Below are 18,598 nucleotides of genomic sequence, written 5' to 3'. Positions count from 1 at the left end.
TGATTATATTCAGTATATAGAAAATCCAAAACAAAAACCCAGTTTCTTACAGATAAAAAAATCTGCATGGTTGCCATGCAGATTTACAACCTATTATTTTTGAATCACACATTGAACGACATGCCCTTTGCCGGAATGGCGCTTTCCTTCATTCCGCTCAACCTCTCCATAACAGAAATGCAAGCATTTGTATGGCTTAATCCAATTCAGGATATCAATTGGATCGTAAAGCATTTCCTTGGAGCCCGGACCGCCAGTCCCATAGGCTAGCTGTTCTTCCGAATACACCTCAAATAGAATATAGCCGCCCTTTTTGACAGAGCCTATCATACTGTCGAACAAAAAAGGCTGCCCTTGCTTTGGAACATGGCCGAAGACCATGACTGCTGCATCAAAGAGGTCTACCCCTACCTTCTCTTCTGTAAGATCCAATTCGATTGTTTCAACCTCGACCCCATTCTCAGCAGCTAACCGCTTAGTTTTTTCCAAGCCTACACCTGACTGGTCAAATGCTGTAACATCATGGCCGAGCTTCGCCAAATAAACCGCGTTTCTTCCTTCTCCTTCAGCGAAGCAGCCCACTTTCGAATCCGCCGGAATGACAGCATGCATATCATGCAAAAATTGATTTTCCCTTTTTCCATAGACAAATTCTTTATCTGAAAAACTTTTATCCCAATGTTCTTTAGACATTCTATTACTCCCTTTGCTCTATTGTTCCTTCACTATAGCACATTTACCTATCACACCTTAAATATACCGCTCAGGGTATTATAAAAAGAGATACATCCAGGATGTATCTCTTCCAAACTTCGATAGGTCATTTCTTAACCAATAATTCGTATCTCTCCTTGAATTTATGAAAATCGAACCGGCTCAGCAAACAACAGGTTTCTCCATTTACCCAATTGATATAGGCCGCTGTAATATTGCTGCTGACGTCACTTTGCTCATTGTAAACAACTAAGCTCGAACTTAACTTCTCTTTATTCAGATCATGCATGGGACATTGGCGGCATGGTGTGTCACGCCCCCAAAAAACTTGATAGCATATATCCTTTTCCTTTAAATCAGGGCTAATGTCTGTAGTTTTTTCATTGAAATAAAATACTTCATATGTTTCAGGATTGATGGCGTATACAGCAGTATTAATATGGTCCAAAACGGCTTTTTGAAAACGAAATGCATCATTCAGCTCTTTCTCGGAACGTTTTTTCAATAAAAAGGTAGTCAGTATATGGGAAATAACTGTCAGCATATCGATTTCCTCAGACGTCCATAACCGAAGGCCGCTGCATTCATCAAAACCGACAAATCCTTTAAAGACTCCATCACTTACCATGGAACATTGCAGCACAGAGCAAACTTTTTGAGATTCCAAAAATTCTTTCACCTTATCAGGCAGCAAACTTATATCATCACAATAAAAAATACCTTGTTCATTGAATAATGATCGATAAGATTCTTCCCCGTTGTCAAAATCAGAATAGGGAATGTTTTGGAGATTCGTTATTTTCGGCGCCACACCTTCATTGCACCATTCAAACGTATTACTGGCAAACAGATCATCATCTGAGTTTTCGAATATGTATACCCTGCTGACTCCATAATACTTGCCGACTATCTCCAAAATAAGCGGGACAGCGATGTTCATGTCTTTTGTTTCGTAAAGGATATTGAAAATGTATTCTTTCAAATTTTCGGTGAAGGGCAATTGAGGTTGCTCTTCTGATTCCATCTGATCAAGAACACTTTTATACTGGGCCATTTTCAATTGTTCGCTATATATACAATATCCGTCTTTTCCCTGTTTCTTTGCTGCGTACAATGCATTGTCGGCGTGTTCAAATAAATCATTGAAGCATTTCCCGTCCCGTGGATAGATCGCCACTCCAACGCTTCCTGATATTTTATATTCTTTATGGCGGCCCGTGAACGAACGCCGAAATACATCCATTAAAGCCTGGGCTTTTTCCATTACTATTTCCTTTGATGGGATGTTTTTAAGAAAGACCAAGAATTCATCCCCGCCGATTCGGCCGACGATATCATAGTCCCGAAAGTTATGTTGTATATTGGACGCTGTTTCCTTCAAAACGGCATCTCCAAACAAGTGCCCTAAATGGTCATTGATATGCTTAAAATCATCGATATCAATTATGAAAAGTGCATGGTTTAAATGACTCTCCTCGCCCGTAATGCACTCTTCAATGAATTTTTGCGTAGTTGCCTTATTATATATGCCTGTCAAAGAATCCCGCGATGCCTTAAACAATAGATTTTCTACCATCTTTTTTTGTTCATCTATGTCTGCAATCGAACCGTACGCCCTAATTAAGTGGCCTTCTTTGCCGCTTTGGCTGGACATTCTGATCTTGCACCAAATATATTTATCTGGCAATTGTTTAATTCTCAATTCAATTTGCACTTCGGGAACCCCGGTGCGGATATCATTCAACGCTTGATTAAAGAGCGAAATATCTTCAGGGTGCACATGCAAAGATTGTGGAACAGTCGTACTGAAATCCTTCATAATCGGTTCATAGCCGAATTTTTCTTTAAAATTCGAAGTAAATAAGGCAGAATCCAGCTCTAAATCCCATTCGAAAAAGACTTCCTCCAAATGCTCTGAGACCTTTGTAAAGCCAGCCTGCTTCAGGCGCAGTTCAGTTAGGTCCACTTTCAAAGATGTAACATCTGTCATTGTCACATTCATCCATGGATTGCCTTTAGGATCCATTATGTAATTGCACATAGCATGGACCCACACCAATTGATGATCGTTTCTCGCCAGGCGGAATTCCAATTCTGTATTCATTCCTTCTTTATCCATTCCCATTAAAGTCTCTTCAACACTCTGAAGATCCATCCCATGTACAATTTGAAGGAACTCATCGTGGTATATATGTATAAGGTCTTCGGAAGAGCATCCCAATAACGTCAGAAAACCTTCATTTACAAAATCAAACTTATATCCAGTATCCTCGACAAGGCAGCGGGCGATACCCCCAGGCATTGCGTCCAATAACTCGTCTGCATGGATTCCATTATTCTTTTTTCGTGGCATACATCAAACCGCCTTACAATAGATAGTGAAATGTATTCATTCCCTAATTCTATTAAACCTAAACTGACGCAGCTTAGACTGATAAATATATGACGTCTATTTGTCAGTTTATACAACACATGAAATATCCCCATGGATTGGTCCATTCCATTTGTTTCATGCACTTGAATAATTGCAGTGGAGCTGTGGAAAGATTTTGGATAAGCGCTATCCGTCTGAAAGACTGCTCGCTAATAAAATGTATAATTGCGTATCAACGTATAGAAAGAGGAGATAAGAATAGTGGAAGATAAAATGAAAAAGCTGCTCTCATTCTCATCCAATTCCTTACTAATGGGGATGTTATTAGCCTTGGTCGGCGGATTTTTAGATGCATATACCTATATCACAAGGGACGGAGTATTTGCAATAGCCCAAACAGGAAATACCGTATTGTTTGCAGTGAGAGCAGCCAGTACGGAATATAACGGCGCTATCCAAAACATACCTCCCTTTCTTGCTTTTATTGCTGGTGTTTTGGCTGCCGAGCATATAAGAGGCAGACTGGCAAAACACAGGCGGGCTGTCTTGCTGCTTGAATGCCTGATTCTTTTCATCGTCGGATGGCTGCCGGCAAGCGTCCCCAACATGATAGTCACAATGTCCATTGCCTTTGTGTCTTCATTGCAGATCGCCACCTTCAACAAATTGGAAAATTGGAGCTACAATTCAACGATAACAACAGGAAATCTACGCACTGCAGCCCAAGCTTCCTATGGTGCATTTGTCGAGCATAATAAGGAAGCCATGAGAAAATTCAAAGCTTTTTCCGGGATTATCCTATCCTTTATAGCTGGCGCATTGATTGGAACATTCTTCAGCACATACATGGGGAAAACGTCCATTTGGATAGCTGCCGGCATTATTCTTTTAACGGTTATCTTATACCAGAGAAGTAAAACAAATATGGAATCCTATCAAGAACAATAATCATTTAGCCATGTTATTCAAATTTGTTCCAGGACCATTGATTTAATGTCCTTTTTATTCTTATAATGAACCATATATACGTAAGGAGGGACTTTTGATGGGGTTGTTCAATGGATTACTTGGCAATGCGTCTACTGCCGATAAAAACGAAGTACAAAAAGAGCTGGAAAACCTTTTGCCGAATGGGGAAGAAGTGGATGCCGCATTCAAATTAGTAAGGGATTTAATTGTTTTCACCAATAAGCGCTTAATTTTGGTTGATAAACAAGGACTTACAGGAAAAAAGGTCGAATATCATTCCATTCCTTACAAAAGCATTTCCCATTTCAGTGTAGAAACTGCTGGGCATTTCGATCTGGATGCTGAACTGAACATATGGATTTCAGGAGCAGAGGAACCTGCTGTTTCCAAGCAATTCAAAAAGGACGAAAGTATTTACGATATCCAGAAAGCATTGGCGGCAGCTTGCTGCTGATGGAATGGCTGCAAGAAAAAGCTCCACTCCTGCAAACAGTAGATTGGGGCTTTTTTGCCTGCCCACATCTATTTTTAGGATGGACAAATATATAAAAAGGCCCCAACCTAAAGGTAGGGACCTTTTTTCGACCATTTGATACCGGTGGCCGGGGTCGAACCGGCACTCCGTAAGGAACACGATTTTGAGTCGTGCGCGTCTGCCAATTCCGCCACACCGGCATAATACTTTTTCGAAATATCATTTCGACACTATTTATTTTAAAGCCTGTCCACTTATATGTCAACATTTTTTTGCAAGCCATTCCCTCATGGGAACGGCCTGCTTCCATTCAGCAAATCCTTGGCAGCATAATGCCATTCAATCTGTGTAACGGCCTTTTAGTTCCAAGAGGCGTTTCAAGCAATAATTGCCCCTGTTCGAGCGAGGTAACGCTTCCGATACAAGCGGCATCCTTTCCTTCAGGATATGTCCGCAAGATTTCAAGCACATTTTCTTCGTCTTCCTTCGCTACAATCAGTATAACCTTGCCTTCATTCGCCAAATAAAGCGGATCAAAACCAAGAAGATCACACGCACCATGCACTTCATCCTTTAATGGAATACGGCCTTCATCCAGAACAATCGTAATAGAGAAATCTTCCGCTATTTCAACCAATGAAGTAGCCAAGCCGCCACGTGTGGGATCACGCATAATGCGGATGCTTTCCGAAACGGATGTGGCACCTTCAACCATCTTGTTCAAGCACGCGCAGTCACTTTCGACCGGCACTTGGATGCCGAGCTCTCCGCGAGCAGCCAAGATGCCGATGCCGTGATCGCCGACAGATCCTGAAATCAGAACCCGGTCGCCTACCTTAAAAGCGGCCTCTCGGTTATATTCTACAATTCCGATCCCGGTTGTATTGATATAGACTCCGTCACAGCTGCCATGCTCGACTACCTTCGTATCTCCAGCAACAATGGTTACGCCTGCTTTTTTTGCTTCTTCTGCCATATCTGCCACTATCCGGCGAAGGTCTTTAATAGGAAAACCTTCTTCAATCACAAAGCCGCAAGTCAAATAAAAAGGACGTGCACCGCTGACGGCTAAATCATTGACTGTTCCTGCCACGGCTAGCTTTCCGATAGATCCTCCCGGGAAGAATATCGGTTTTACAACAAATGAATCTGTTGTGATAGCTATTTTTCCTGAAGCCATTTCAAGATGAGCAGAATCGAATATAGATTCCCGGCCATTCCCGAAGGCTTTCACAAAAACACTTTGGATCAATTCATGGCTCAATTCCCCGCCGTCGCCATGCGCAAGGCTTATTTGTCTTTCCATCAAAAGCTCCCCCTCATATATTGATAAGAAGCGGCACAGCTTCCTTCAGCTGAAACCATGCATGGCCCAATCGGCTTTCTCGGGGTACACGCTTTTCCGAATAATGGACACCCCTCAGGAGATATCAATCCTCTGATAATATCACCGCAGCGGCATTTCGTCTTTCGCGGCTCCTGGGTTGTGATATTGAATTTTTTCTTTGCATCAAAACGAGCATAGGAAGGCCTTAGCTCCAGCCCGCTTTGTGCAATCACTCCAATGCCCCGCCAAGCTTCATCATAAGGACTGAAATACGTATCCATATATCCTTTTGCAACGGCGTTCCCTTGCTTTGTTACTATCATGCTATGGTCGTTGACGATACCGCTGGACTCAGAAAGACTAAGATCGAGCAATTTATATATACTGCTCAGCAATTCTGCCGGTTCAAATCCTGCAATTACGCCTGAGACGCTGTATTCATCCTTTAAAAAAGTGAATCCTTCTTCTCCAAGCACAATAGCCACATGGCCCGGCAATAAGAACCCATCCAAATCGATTTCACCCAGCTCCAGCAAATAGCGCAGGATTGGCTCTACCAATTTGGCGGACATCCAAATGGAGAAATTGGGCAAATCCTTCCGTTCAGCTTCGGCAACGAGCAAAGCAAGGATCGGAATGGTCGTCTCAAAGCCGATGCCAAGAAAAATGACCTCTTGTTTTGGATGCTCCTCTGCGATTTTAATCGCATCAGTCGGCGAATAAACGACACGGATATCCTTCCCGCTCGATTTCTCCTCCATCAAAGATTTAGTCGAGCCGGGGACGCGCATCATATCTCCGAAGGTACAAATGATACGATCCTTTTCCGCAGCCAAAGCGATCATACTGTCGATGGAGCGTTGGTCTGTGACGCATACCGGGCAGCCTGGCCCAGAAATCAACGTTACATGGTCCTTCAATGCCAGCTTAACGCCCGACTTAGCCAATTCCATTGTATGGGAACCGCATACCTCCATAAAGGCAGGTTTTCTCCCATTTTTCTGAATAAATGCTTCTGCTTTTGCCTTTACCTGCTCCAATAATGGCAAGGTTATATCACGGTTAGAGGATTGTTTCAGAATTTCTTGCATCTATCAGTTTCCTCCATTCCTCAACACTTTCCATTGCAAATTTCTCATCAATAATACTCATGGCTTGCCCTGCATGGACAATAACATATTCACCTTCCTGCACCTCTGGCACAAATATCGTACCTACTGTTGTGCTCGTTCCCATAACGTCCACGACAGCACTATATTCTTCTTTCTTAATGACCTTTGCAGGTACACCTACACACATTTTGCCCCCTCCTTCCTTGCCGCAGCAATCATGACCTGTCCATACGATAAGCCCCCATCATTGCATGGGACTTTCTTATGTGTGAATACACTGAATCCTAGCGACGTGCATACATCATGAATTCGTTCTGATAAATAACGGTTATGGAAGCTGCCGCCGGACAGAACCACTTGCCGATTAAAGCCGGGATTTTCTTCTGATAATTTATGCAGGCTATCGCATATGGCATGGACGATCGTCTCATGGAAACGAGTACTGATTTCCACATTATGTTGCTTATTTTGTACATCATGCACGATCGAGCGAAGTGTATCAGTAAAATTGTATAGAATTCTACCTTCCTTTTTTTCCAAAAGGTACGGATAAGGTGACGCCTTTTGGGATGAGGCAGCCAATTCCGATAATTTGATAGCAGCTTCCCCGTCATAAGTAGAATGCAGACAGATGCCTGTTATGGCACTTACTGCATCGAAAAGACGCCCGCATGTACCGGCATAAACTGTATTAACGTTATTTTCGGCCATTTTTTGTAAAATGGGGAACACCACTTTTTTCTCAGGAAATAATTGTTCACAATAAGCGATTCCTTCATCTCCCAAAAGGGCAATCAGCATAGCTGCTGCATTTCTCCATGGTTCCTGGATGCACTTTTCTACTCCAGGCAGGGGTGTATAGCGCAAATGGGCGAGTCTGTCGAATGATGAACAATCACCATAAAACAGTTCGAATCCCCATATATGTCCATCCAAGCCATAGCCGGTACCGTCAAGTATAATCCCGAAGGCTTTTCCTTCTACCTTGTTTTCAGCCAAGCAGGCTGCCATATGGGCATGATGGTGCTGAACTTCCAAAGTAGTAGTAAACGCTAGGTTTTTGGCTAATTCCCTCGATTGGTAGCCGGGATGATAATCGATCACCGCTGTGCCAAAAGGAACCCCCATCCATTTCGCTAAATGATCGAATTCTTCCCGATAATGCTCAAGTGTTTCAATGGTCTCCAAATCGCCAATATGCGGACTGACACAAACTTGCCCCGATCTTCCGATGGCAAAAGTCGTCTTTTGCTGGCCGCCGAAGCCAACCGTGCCATTCACATTACGGTCTGTATGGATTGGATGCGGAGCGTACCCTCTCGCTTTGCGGAAGAAATGAATATTCCCCTGCATAATCTGAACGACCGAATCGTCAATCGGGTGAAGAATATCACGGTTATGCATAAGGAAAAAATCAGCTATTTCCGATAACTGGGACAATGCCTCATCATTTCTATAGTTCATTGGCAACCCTGAAAGATTGGCACTCGTCATAATTAAAGTGGAAAGTCCCTCATTTTGCAGAAGCAGTGCATGAAGAGGAGTATATGGCAGCATAGCGCCAATCGTTCCTATCCCTGGAGCAACCGATCCGGAAAGATTATACTCGTCTCTCTTACTAAGAATGACAATGGGTGCCTCTGGGCTGGCAAGTATTTGTTCTTCCTTCTCGCTGACCATTGCAAAACGTTTTATTTCTCCAATCGATGAGCTCATGACGGCAAGTGGGCGTTCCGGCCTTTTTTTCCGTTTTCTTAATAATTGGACTGATTCTTCATTTCTGGCATCACAGCAAAGATGAAACCCGCCTAGCCCCTTAATAGCAATAATTTTTCCTTGCCGAAGCTTTAGGGCAACCTCTTCCAATGGATTTTCAGGCTCCATAACCATACCTGCAGAATCCATTAAGGTGATCTGTGGCCCACAGACCGGGCATGCTATTGGCTGGGCATGGTGTCGGCGATTATAAGGATCTTCAAACTCGGCCTTACAGTTTGGGCACATTGGAAACGAACCCATTGATGTAAAAACACGGTCATAAGGCAGTTCACCGATAATTGTGTAGCGCGGTCCGCATTGAGTACAATTGTTGAAAGGATATAGATAGCGGCGGTCTTCAGGATCCAACACTTCAGCTAAACACTCTTCACACACCGCCGCATCGGCAGGAATCTGCAAATGTGATGATCCTTTCCTTTCGCTTTCCAAAATAAGAAAAGCATCCAACCCTTTAGGTGCTAAAATGGTTGCTTGGACTTTCTCTATAACGGCAAGCCGCGGTTTTTCGCTGTACAGACGACTGCGGAAATCATTGATTATTGCAACTGGGCCTTCTAAAATGATTTCGACGCCAGCCATCGTATTTTGCACAGTGCCTTTTAAGCCAAGTTTTTTAGCTAATTGAAAAACAAAGGGCCTGAAGCCGACCCCTTGCACTTTTCCATTCACAATGAGTTTTATGCATTCTGGCATGACTGATACGCCTCTTCGATCCAATGGATCCATTCTTCCAATCCTTCTTTCGTGCGTGCGGAAAGAGTGATGAGGCGAGACTCTGGATTTACTGCCTGCAAGTCTACTTTTGCAGTATCTACATCAAAATCGAGGTAAGGCAACAAGTCTACCTTATTTAGCAGAACAAGCTCTGTTCTCATAAACATTTGCGGATACTTCGGAATTTTATCATTTCCTTCTGGGACACTTAAAACAGCAATTTTATGCTGTTGTCCCAAGTCGTATCCGGACGGGCAGACAAGATTCCCGACGTTTTCAATAAAGAGGATATCGATATCTGCCAGATCAAACTCCGCTAAGGTTGCCGCAACCATTCTGGCATCCAGGTGGCATCCGCCGTGCGTGTTGATCTGCACAGCTTGCGCCCCCATGGCCCGAATGCGGTCTGCATCCCTCTCAGTTGCAAGATCACCTTCAATAACGCCTATTCGGTAGCGCTTTGATAAAAGCCTGATGGTTTCTTCGAGCAAGGTGGTTTTTCCTGCCCCTGGAGAACTCATGACATTAATGACGAGCGTCTTGGTGTCATTGAACAGATTTCTGTTATATTCGGCTGCAATATTATTATTCGTCAATACATTCGTGTTTAAGGTTACTTTCATGTTTAATTCCCCTCATATGATAAAACTTGAAATGATTCACCGGATATCAGCTTGCCCGACGGCATAGAGCATATAGGGCAGATCGATATTCTTTGATCAGGATAATAATGTTCCCCGCATACAACACATTCCGCTTCCGCTTCTTCAACCGTAATGGCAAGGACGGCTTTCCTGGAAATAAACTGTGGGTTTTGCTCTCTGTAGATGCTGAAAGCCATTTGAAGAGCATCGGGCAGCGCATTGCTTAATTCCCCGACCAATAATTCCACTTTTTCGATTGTGGTGATCTTTTTGGTTTCAGCATTTTCTTGGATAAGATTGAGGATGTCCCCCATTAAAGCCATTTCATGCATGCATATCATTCCTATTAGATGTTTTCAACTTACTTCTGTCTATGGATTCCTATAAAATATCCAGTTTCTTTCCTCTGAACATCAAATTCTTTCAATCCAGTCACAGATGTATGATCTTCAGGAAACAACGGATAATTTTCTTCGCACATTAAGCATTTACAGTTTTTTTCAAAGCTTGATAATACAAGCAAATTCGTGCAAGCGGGACAAATCCCGCTATAAGCACGAATGGAGTTTCCTTCTTTTACACAGATAATTGGCTGGCCTTCTATCTGTCTTTGCTCTAAATCAGCCATTTCATCTGCCCTGCCGGCAAGCAATACCCATTTGATTCCAAGCATCTTGTCGGCAGACCTGCTCAATTTTTGCAGATCATCTTCAACAAGTGGTTCATATACCGACTTAACAGTAGTAAAAAGGCTATCCTTCATTTCCTTTAGAAACTGCAGGCGATTCATAAGAGACTCTTCCAATCTTCCACTTGTCTACGGACGATTTCAACCAAATCCGGCAGGGCTTGACTGTTCACATCAGAAAGACCGATACCCAACTCCAGAGATGTAGGTTGCATGCCTATCATGGTAATATGCTTTGGATATTGGTCACGGATTTTGGCGGCAAGCAATACTTCCTGGAATCCTAATTGGTGGATTGACATTTTCACGCCATAATATGCAGGGATCTCTTCGCCTTTCAAAACAATAATCTCCCCGCCCTTCTTGCCGGCATTAATGGCATCCAGCACTATCAGCATTTCCGCGTCCTCGACTGGCCCCAGAAGGCGCATGCCATCTGTAGAACCATCGAAGATTTCAACATCCTCATCATCTTTAAATATTTCTTCAAGCAAGGGAAGCGACATCATGCCGACTCCCTCATCGCTGTATAGTGTATTTCCTATACCGAGAATGACTATTTTCTTCTTGGTGATTGTATTACTTATCGTCATCATCTTCTACCGCTTTCTTCGGTTCAGTTTTAAATCCTGTAAAAATGGAAGACATCGTTCCGTTCCGTTGAAGATAATCCTCACGGAAAGATAAATAAATATGGGCAACCATGAAAACCATGAATCCCCAAGCCATTAAATGATGCCAAGAACGGATGGCGAAGCTATCGCCGAAGATATAAGGTACCCAGGAAAATAATTTCCCCAAAAAGGATTCCGGCTGTGGCTCAAAATATAAATAATAGCCCGTTAAAATCATCACAATGGAACCGCCTACCATAATGATCCAATAGCTTAATTGCGCCAATGGATTATGCCCTACATAATGCGGTTTTTTATTCTTCATGAACAAATAAAACTTGGTTGTCTCCCACACTTCTTTCCAAAAGACTTTGCGAAACAGATTGGAAGTCGCATATTTATTTCCTTTATACATCCAATACCAACGGATCAACAGATTGGCTGTGAAAACAAATGCAGAAAAGAAATGGACGTATCGTGCCCATCCCATTAAATATGAGAAATAGGCCTCTTCCTGTGTATTAGCCCCGACAAACGGATTTCCGATGTAAATGCCTGTAATCATTAGTAAGATAATGGCCGCTGCATTAATCCAGTGAAAGACCCGAACAGGCAGCTCCCATACATATACCTTCACTGTACCTCGTTTGACCGGGGTAAATTTTGCGGACCGATTTTTCTTAAACCCTAGTTCACTGTTCTGTTGCTTAGACAAATTAGGATTCTCCATTGATATCCCCCTAACATATTCTAATTTCTGTTTGGGATTTCGTTTCTAAATCTGTCAAATGTACGGCGCATGCCAAACATGGATCAAAGGAATGGATCACACGCAATATTTCCAACGGTTGATTTTTATCCAGCATCGGAGTGCCGATCAAGGAAGCTTCATATGCCCCTAATTGCTTTTCATCCCTTGGGGTGGCATTCCAAGTGGATGGAACAACCGCCTGATAATTTTTCGTTTTTCCATTTTCAATTTCAATCCAATGGCCTAGTGCACCCCTTGGAGCTTCAATCCAACCTACACCTTTGGCTTTATCCGGCCATGAGCTTGGCTCCCATTTTGTCCGGTCAAACGTAATTTGATTGCCATTTTTGATATTTTTCAGCAGTTGGTCCATATCATTGCGCATCCAATCCACAACCAGCGAAGATTCCAAACCGCGAGCAACAGTTCGTCCTAATGCGGATTGCATGGCACTCATAGGTATATCTAGTTTTTTCAGTGTACTGTCCATTATTTCCTTAACATCTTCCTTGCCGCTTGCATAAGCAACCATCATACGGGCAAGCGGGCCTGTTTCCATAGGTTTGCCCTTCCATCTCGGAGATTTGATCCAACTGTACTTATCATCCGTATCAAGATGCTTATATGGGGCTTTCGGACCTGTATAATTAAGGTTGGTTTCCCCATCCCATGGGTGGAGCCCTTTATCTTTATTCTTACCGTCATAGGTATACCATGAATGTCCGATGAACTCCTGTACATGTTCCGGGTTTTTAAGGTCGATATCATGGATTTCATTCATATTGCCATTGAGAATAATTCCTCTTGGCATACGGTAATTCTTGATATCGTAATGATCAGTCGTAGAGAAATCGCCATAGCATAAATAATTATTGATGCCGCCGCCGTACGTCCAATCTTTATAGTACGAGCCAATCGCCAATAGATCCGGAATATATACTTGGTTGATGAATTCATTGGCTTGATCAATCAATTGAGATATGTGCATAAGCCGTTCTGCATGTATGCCGTTATCACTGTTAATATCAAGCGGCGTTGCCATTCCACCCACTACATAATGTGGATGTGGATTCTTTCCGCCTAATATCGTCTGTACTTTCACAATTTCCTTTTGCCAATCAAGAGCTTCCAGATAATGTGCCACAGCCAGAAGATTCACTTCAGGAGGCAGCTTATATGCTTTATGCCCCCAATAGCCATTCGCAAAAATGCCAAGTTGCCCGCTATCGACGACCTTTTTGATTTTATTCTGTATATCTTTGAAATAACCCGGAGATGATTTCGGCCAAGATGAAATCGATTGTGCTATTTTCGATGTCTCAGCAGGATTCGCCTTTAATGCACTGACAACATCTACCCAGTCAAGCGCGTGCAAATGATAAAAATGCACAACATGGTCATGTATAAAAACTGCTTCATTCATTAAATTTCTGATTAAATATGCATTTTGGGGAATTTTAATATCCAATGCATCTTCAACTGAACGTATGGATGCAAGTGCATGTGTGGATGTACAGACTCCACAAATACGTTGGACAAATGCCCATACATCACGAGGATCTCTGTCCCGCACAATTAATTCAATACCGCGGACAGCTGTTCCGGAACTGAATGAATCTTTGATTACGCCTTTATCATCCACATCTGCTTCAATACGAAGATGCCCCTCAATTCTTGTAATTGGGTCAACTACTATCCTCTCCGTCATTCGTCTCCACCTCGTTTATCATCTCTCTTTTTCTTAATAGCTGTCGCAGTGGCATGCACAGCTATACCAGCTGCAGTAGCAGCAACCACAGTACCTCCGACTACATCCGGATTAATGGTTGTTTGGGTCGTCGGTATTTCCGCACGTCTAGTGAAGAACGGGCCATTGTCCCAGAAGCCGCTTTCTGAGCAGCCTATACATGGATTGCCCGATTGGATAGGATAGCTTACGCCGCCATTCCATCTCATTTCAGCACAGGAATTGTAAGTAGTCGGCCCTTTACAGCCAACTTTATATAAGCAATAACCCTGTTTGGCTCCTTCATCGTCAAAATTCTCCACAAATAGCCCTGCATCGAAGTATGCCCGCCGATTGCACTTATCATGGATACGATGTCTATAAAACGCTTTTGGACGGCCAGCATGGTCTAATTCAGGCAATTCTCCGAACGTAATGATATGGGCAATGACCCCTGTCATTACTTCAGCGATCGGCGGGCAGCCCGGCACAAGGATTACAGGCTTGTCCTTAATAAAATGAGTGACAGACTTTGCTCCAGTCGGGTTTGGATAAGCTGCAGGTATTCCGCCCCATGAAGAACAGCTGCCATAAGCAATAACCGCCTTGGCCCCTTTTACGGCCTCTAAAAGCGTTTCCTTCGCATCAACTCCTGCCACGCTTAAATAAGCAGAGTCTTTAGGAATGCTGCCTTCAACAGCTAAAATGTATTCACCATCATATTTTTTCAACACTTGCTTCATCGCATCTTCAACCTGATAACCGGAAGCTGCGGATAATACCTCCGAATACTCCAAAGAAATCATGTCGAATAAAACACTTTCCGTTTTTGGATGAGTCGATCTTATAAAGGATTCGGAACAACCGGTGCAATCCTGGAATTGAAGCCAAATGACCGGAACCCGCGTTTTTGTTTCCATAGCCGCAACAACCTTATCGGATTGCGAATAATCCAATCCCATTGTTGCTGCAAGGATGGAACACATTTTTAAGAAGTCTCTTCTCGTAACGCCTTGTTCCAGCGCGGATTCATAGATAGATTTCCTTTTCATCTCCTTTAGCCTCCTGTAAAAGAAAAGTAATATTAATTCGACATAATTGTAACATTGCAAAATGCCGTCTCTATTCATATTTCCGAACGGTCAAAAAACGTTCTTAACTGTATTCAGAACATGAATACATTGAAAGTCTGCCATTTCCTTTGGTAAAGCTTCGCTCTTGTGGATAAGCTCATATTATAGCGCCATTGTGTGAGGAATGTTTGTTGTTTTAATGAGAATCTAAATGATAAAAATACGTAGTGAAAAGGAAGGGAAAGGGGAAAGGGTTAATATACAAATAAAAAAGCCATTGCAATATGCAATGACTTTTTTATGACTGTCTTTCTAATACCGGTGGCCGGGGTCGAACCGGCACTCCGTGAGGAACACGATTTTGAGTCGTGCGCGTCTGCCAATTCCGCCACACCGGCAAATAATTGGAGGCGGCAACCGGATTTGAACCGGTGATAAAGGTTTTGCAGACCTTGGCCTTACCACTTGGCTATGCCGCCAGACAAAAAATATTATTGGAGCGGAAGACGGGATTCGAACCCGCGACCCCAACCTTGGCAAGGTTGTATTCTACCACTGAACTACTTCCGCTTAAAATGGCTGGGCTAGAAGGATTCGAACCTTCGCATGACGGAATCAAAATCCGTTGCCTTACCGCTTGGCTATAGCCCATTTATAATATTTATGCACTCAACTATTCAATTATGATTATAATGGGGCGACTGATGGGAATCGAACCCACGAATGTCGGAACCACAATCCGATGCGTTAACCACTTCGCCACAATCGCCATTATATAATTGGCAGGGGTAGTAGGAATCGAACCCACACTGACGGTTTTGGAGACCGTAGTTCTACCTTTAAACTATACCCCTTTCATTTTCAAAGAATGAAAGTAAATGGTGGAGGGGGGCAGATTCGAACTGCCGAACCCAAAGGAGCGGATTTACAGTCCGCCGCGTTTAGCCACTTCGCTACCCCTCCGCGCTTATGAAAGAATGGTGCCGGCAAGAGGAGTCGAACCCCCGACCTACTGATTACAAGTCAGTTGCTCTACCAACTGAGCTACACCGGCATTATATGGTGGCTCAGGACGGAATCGAACCGCCGACACAAGGATTTTCAGTCCTTTGCTCTACCGACTGAGCTACTGAGCCACTATTCTATGAGCAACCGCTAATGCGAATGCAGTAATTAAAGTCCTTCGTCCAGATTTCAGAAGGCTTATTCAAGATGTATCTCAATCTGTACGCTGATGAATACCCAAGAAGTTTATTCAACGTGCTCTACCGACTGAGCTACTGAGCCACTATTAAAATTAAAATGGCGGTCCCGACGGGAATCGAACCCGCGATCTCCTGCGTGACAGGCAGGCATGTTAACCGCTACACCACGGGACCTTTCTTAATTGCGGGGACAGGATTTGAACCTGCGACCTTCGGGTTATGAGCCCGACGAGCTACCAGACTGCTCCACCCCGCGACGATAATATGGTGGAGGATGACGGGATCGAACCGCCGACCCTCTGCTTGTAAGGCAGATGCTCTCCCAGCTGAGCTAATCCTCCAAAAAGATATATAAATGGTGACCCGTACGGGATTCGAACCCGTGTTACCGCCGTGAAAGGGCGGTGTCTTAACCGCTTGACCAACGGGCCAGTTAAAATGTAAATGGCGGAGAGCAAGGGATTTGAACCCTTGAGACAGTTTGTCACCGCCTACACGATTTCCAATCGTGCTCCTTCGGCCTCTCGGACAGCTCTCCATATTTTGGCTCCGCAGGTAGGATTCGAACCTACGACCGCTCGGTTAACAGCCGAGTGCTCTACCACTGAGCTACTGCGGAATAATATGAGCCTGGCAACGTCCTACTCTCACAGGGGGAAACCCCCAACTACCATCGGCGCTGAAGAGCTTAACTTCCGTGTTCGGAATGGGAACGGGTGTGGCCTCTTCGCCATCATTACCAGACATTTTGCCGTCTATCTTTCGATTTGAAAAACAGAGACACGTTAATCTCAAAGACATATTCTATTATAATATATTTTGAGTTTTTTTCAAGAAGAAATTTATTCCTTCAAAACTAGATAACAGAGTCAAAAGTAAATCAAACAACAATTTGGTTAAGTCCTCGACCGATTAGTATCCGTCAACTCCATGTGTCGCCACACTTCCATCTCGAACCTATCAACCTGATCATCTCTCAGGGGTCTTACTAGCTTGACGCTATGGGAAATCTCATCTTGAGGGGGGCTTCATGCTTAGATGCTTTCAGCACTTATCCCGTCCGCACATAGCTACCCAGCGATGCCTTTGGCAAGACAACTGGTACACCAGAGGTGCGTCCATCCCGGTCCTCTCGTACTAAGGACAGCTCCTCTCAAATTTCCTACGCCCGCGACGGATAGGGACCGAACTGTCTCACGACGTTCTGAACCCAGCTCGCGTACCGCTTTAATGGGCGAACAGCCCAACCCTTGGGACCGACTACAGCCCCAGGATGCGATGAGCCGACATCGAGGTGCCAAACCTCCCCGTCGATGTGGACTCTTGGGGGAGATAAGCCTGTTATCCCCGGGGTAGCTTTTATCCGTTGAGCGATGGCCCTTCCATGCGGAACCACCGGATCACTAAGCCCGACTTTCGTCCCTGCTCGACTTGTAGGTCTCGCAGTCAAGCTCCCTTATGCCTTTGCACTCTACGAATGATTTCCAACCATTCTGAGGGAACCTTTGGGCGCCTCCGTTACATTTTAGGAGGCGACCGCCCCAGTCAAACTGCCCGCCTGACACTGTCTCCCACCCCGATAAGGGGTGCGGGTTAGAATTTCAATACAACCAGGGTAGTATCCCACCGACGCCTCCACCGAAGCTAGCGCTCCGGCTTCAAAGGCTCCTACCTATCCTGTACAAGCTGTACCAAAATTCAATATCAGGCTGCAGTAAAGCTCCACGGGGTCTTTCCGTCCTGTCGCGGGTAACCTGCATCTTCACAGGTACTATAATTTCACCGAGTCTCTCGTTGAGACAGTGCCCAGATCGTTACGCCTTTCGTGCGGGTCGGAACTTACCCGACAAGGAATTTCGCTACCTTAGGACCGTTATAGTTACGGCCGCCGTTTACTGGGGCTTCGATTCAAAGCTTCGCTTGCGCTAACCTCTCCTCTTAACCTTCCAGCACCGGGCAGGCGTCAGCCCCTATACTTCGCCTTGCGGCTTCGCAGAGACCTGTGTTTTTGCTAAACAGTCGCCTGGGCCTATTCACTGCGGCTCTCTCGGGCTTGCACCCTACCAGAGCACCCCTTCTCCCGAAGTTACGGGGTCATTTTGCCGAGTTCCTTAACGAGAGTTCTCTCGCACACCTTAGGATTCTCTCCTCGCCTACCTGTGTCGGTTTGCGGTACGGGCACCTTTTATCTCGCTAGAAGCTTTTCTTGGCAGTGTAGAATCAAGAACTTCGGTACTAAATTTCCCTCGCTATCACAGCTCCGCCTTCACGGCAATGGGATTTGCCTCATTGCCAGCCTAACTGCTTAGACGCACATATCCAACAGTGCGCTTACTCTATCTTACTGCGTCCCTCCATTGCTCAAACGATAAAGAGGTGGTACAGGAATATCAACCTGTTGTCCATCGCCTACGCCTTTCGGCCTCGGCTTAG

Annotated in this window: 15 protein-coding genes, 16 tRNA genes and 2 rRNA genes (1 of these 33 cut by a window edge); 2 read left to right on the top strand and 31 right to left on the bottom strand. The window is 44.3% G+C overall.

Going from position 1 to position 18,598, the window contains the following annotated elements; all coding sequences use genetic code 11:
• Positions 1-93: 93 nt before the first annotated feature.
• On the bottom strand, positions 94-693 hold the full coding sequence (locus ABC357_RS24100; RefSeq protein WP_412890019.1) for a class I SAM-dependent methyltransferase: 600 nt from the start codon (positions 691-693) through the stop codon (positions 94-96).
• A 127-nt stretch (positions 694-820) separates the two neighbouring features.
• Complete coding sequence (locus ABC357_RS24095) at positions 821-3,067, bottom strand: sensor domain-containing diguanylate cyclase (protein ID WP_412890018.1); 2,247 nt, start codon at positions 3,065-3,067, stop codon at positions 821-823.
• Between the two features lie 282 nt (positions 3,068-3,349).
• Between ABC357_RS24095 and ABC357_RS24090 the strand changes: the two genes are divergently transcribed.
• A complete protein-coding gene (locus ABC357_RS24090; protein ID WP_412890017.1) occupies positions 3,350-4,036 on the top strand; it encodes a YoaK family protein in 687 nt (228 codons plus the stop codon).
• A 97-nt stretch (positions 4,037-4,133) separates the two neighbouring features.
• Positions 4,134-4,511, top strand: coding sequence for a PH domain-containing protein (locus ABC357_RS24085; RefSeq protein ID WP_412890016.1), 378 nt, complete (start codon positions 4,134-4,136; stop codon positions 4,509-4,511).
• Positions 4,512-4,650: 139 nt separating this feature from the next.
• On the opposite strand, the gene ABC357_RS24080 is transcribed toward ABC357_RS24085, so the two are convergent.
• The 29 genes from ABC357_RS24080 to ABC357_RS23940 all read right to left on the bottom strand — a co-directional run.
• Positions 4,651-4,732: transfer RNA gene (locus ABC357_RS24080), tRNA-Leu, on the bottom strand.
• A 110-nt stretch (positions 4,733-4,842) separates the two neighbouring features.
• Positions 4,843-5,838, bottom strand: coding sequence for a hydrogenase expression/formation protein HypE (gene hypE / locus ABC357_RS24075; RefSeq protein WP_412890015.1), 996 nt, complete (start codon positions 5,836-5,838; stop codon positions 4,843-4,845).
• Positions 5,838-6,950, bottom strand: a complete 1,113-nt coding sequence (gene hypD, locus ABC357_RS24070) for a hydrogenase formation protein HypD (protein WP_412890014.1) — start codon at positions 6,948-6,950, stop codon at positions 5,838-5,840. Before hypD ends, hypE begins: the two co-directional genes overlap by 1 nt.
• Positions 6,922-7,158, bottom strand: coding sequence for a HypC/HybG/HupF family hydrogenase formation chaperone (locus ABC357_RS24065; RefSeq protein WP_412890013.1), 237 nt, complete (start codon positions 7,156-7,158; stop codon positions 6,922-6,924). Before ABC357_RS24065 ends, hypD begins: the two co-directional genes overlap by 29 nt.
• Positions 7,149-9,476 carry a carbamoyltransferase HypF gene (hypF, locus tag ABC357_RS24060; protein WP_412890012.1) on the bottom strand — a complete coding sequence of 776 codons (2,328 nt, stop codon included), beginning with the start codon at positions 9,474-9,476 and terminating at the stop codon, positions 7,149-7,151. Before hypF ends, ABC357_RS24065 begins: the two co-directional genes overlap by 10 nt.
• Entirely contained in the window at positions 9,428-10,087 is a 660-nt protein-coding gene (hypB, locus tag ABC357_RS24055) for a hydrogenase nickel incorporation protein HypB (RefSeq protein ID WP_412890011.1), read from the bottom strand. Before hypB ends, hypF begins: the two co-directional genes overlap by 49 nt.
• Positions 10,088-10,089: 2 nt before the next feature.
• Entirely contained in the window at positions 10,090-10,440 is a 351-nt protein-coding gene (locus tag ABC357_RS24050) for a hydrogenase maturation nickel metallochaperone HypA/HybF (RefSeq protein ID WP_412890010.1), read from the bottom strand.
• A gap of 29 nt (positions 10,441-10,469) precedes the next feature.
• Complete coding sequence (locus ABC357_RS24045) at positions 10,470-10,898, bottom strand: hypothetical protein (RefSeq protein WP_412890009.1); 429 nt, start codon at positions 10,896-10,898, stop codon at positions 10,470-10,472.
• On the bottom strand, positions 10,895-11,389 hold the full coding sequence (locus tag ABC357_RS24040; protein ID WP_412890118.1) for a HyaD/HybD family hydrogenase maturation endopeptidase: 495 nt from the start codon (positions 11,387-11,389) through the stop codon (positions 10,895-10,897). The genes ABC357_RS24045 and ABC357_RS24040 overlap by 4 nt, the downstream gene beginning before the upstream one ends.
• Complete coding sequence (cybH, locus tag ABC357_RS24035) at positions 11,376-12,140, bottom strand: Ni/Fe-hydrogenase, b-type cytochrome subunit (protein WP_412890008.1); 765 nt, start codon at positions 12,138-12,140, stop codon at positions 11,376-11,378. The genes ABC357_RS24040 and cybH overlap by 14 nt, the downstream gene beginning before the upstream one ends.
• 10 nt (positions 12,141-12,150) lie before the next feature.
• A complete protein-coding gene (locus ABC357_RS24030; protein WP_412890007.1) occupies positions 12,151-13,869 on the bottom strand; it encodes a nickel-dependent hydrogenase large subunit in 1,719 nt (572 codons plus the stop codon).
• Positions 13,866-14,939 carry a hydrogenase small subunit gene (locus ABC357_RS24025; RefSeq protein WP_412890006.1) on the bottom strand — a complete coding sequence of 358 codons (1,074 nt, stop codon included), beginning with the start codon at positions 14,937-14,939 and terminating at the stop codon, positions 13,866-13,868. The genes ABC357_RS24030 and ABC357_RS24025 overlap by 4 nt, the downstream gene beginning before the upstream one ends.
• Positions 14,940-15,276: 337 nt before the next feature.
• A tRNA-Leu gene (locus tag ABC357_RS24020) sits at positions 15,277-15,358 on the bottom strand.
• Between the two features lie 7 nt (positions 15,359-15,365).
• A tRNA-Cys gene (locus tag ABC357_RS24015) sits at positions 15,366-15,439 on the bottom strand.
• A gap of 16 nt (positions 15,440-15,455) precedes the next feature.
• Positions 15,456-15,530, bottom strand: a tRNA-Gly gene (locus ABC357_RS24010).
• A gap of 6 nt (positions 15,531-15,536) precedes the next feature.
• Positions 15,537-15,611, bottom strand: a tRNA-Gln gene (locus ABC357_RS24005).
• Between the two features lie 42 nt (positions 15,612-15,653).
• A tRNA-His gene (locus ABC357_RS24000) sits at positions 15,654-15,729 on the bottom strand.
• A gap of 11 nt (positions 15,730-15,740) precedes the next feature.
• Positions 15,741-15,814 (bottom strand) — tRNA-Trp (locus ABC357_RS23995).
• A 25-nt stretch (positions 15,815-15,839) separates the two neighbouring features.
• Positions 15,840-15,923 (bottom strand) — tRNA-Tyr (locus ABC357_RS23990).
• A 15-nt stretch (positions 15,924-15,938) separates the two neighbouring features.
• Positions 15,939-16,014, bottom strand: a tRNA-Thr gene (locus tag ABC357_RS23985).
• Positions 16,015-16,020: 6 nt separating this feature from the next.
• A tRNA-Phe gene (locus tag ABC357_RS23980) sits at positions 16,021-16,096 on the bottom strand.
• A 167-nt stretch (positions 16,097-16,263) separates the two neighbouring features.
• Positions 16,264-16,339: transfer RNA gene (locus ABC357_RS23975), tRNA-Asp, on the bottom strand.
• An 8-nt stretch (positions 16,340-16,347) separates the two neighbouring features.
• Positions 16,348-16,421 (bottom strand) — tRNA-Met (locus ABC357_RS23970).
• Positions 16,422-16,430: 9 nt separating this feature from the next.
• Positions 16,431-16,506, bottom strand: a tRNA-Val gene (locus tag ABC357_RS23965).
• A gap of 15 nt (positions 16,507-16,521) precedes the next feature.
• Positions 16,522-16,596: transfer RNA gene (locus tag ABC357_RS23960), tRNA-Glu, on the bottom strand.
• Between the two features lie 14 nt (positions 16,597-16,610).
• A tRNA-Ser gene (locus ABC357_RS23955) sits at positions 16,611-16,703 on the bottom strand.
• Between the two features lie 6 nt (positions 16,704-16,709).
• Positions 16,710-16,784, bottom strand: a tRNA-Asn gene (locus tag ABC357_RS23950).
• A 9-nt stretch (positions 16,785-16,793) separates the two neighbouring features.
• A 5S ribosomal RNA gene (rrf, locus tag ABC357_RS23945) occupies positions 16,794-16,909 on the bottom strand.
• 148 nt (positions 16,910-17,057) lie between these two features.
• A 23S ribosomal RNA gene (locus tag ABC357_RS23940) occupies positions 17,058-18,598 on the bottom strand; it runs 1,395 nt beyond the window's last position.

Origin of the sequence: Bacillus kalamii, assembly GCF_047238185.1 — a bacterium.
GTDB lineage: Bacteria > Bacillota > Bacilli > Bacillales > DSM-1321 > Bacillus_AD.
Note: the sequence above shows the minus strand (reverse complement) of the source record. Positions and strands in the feature narration are given on the sequence as shown.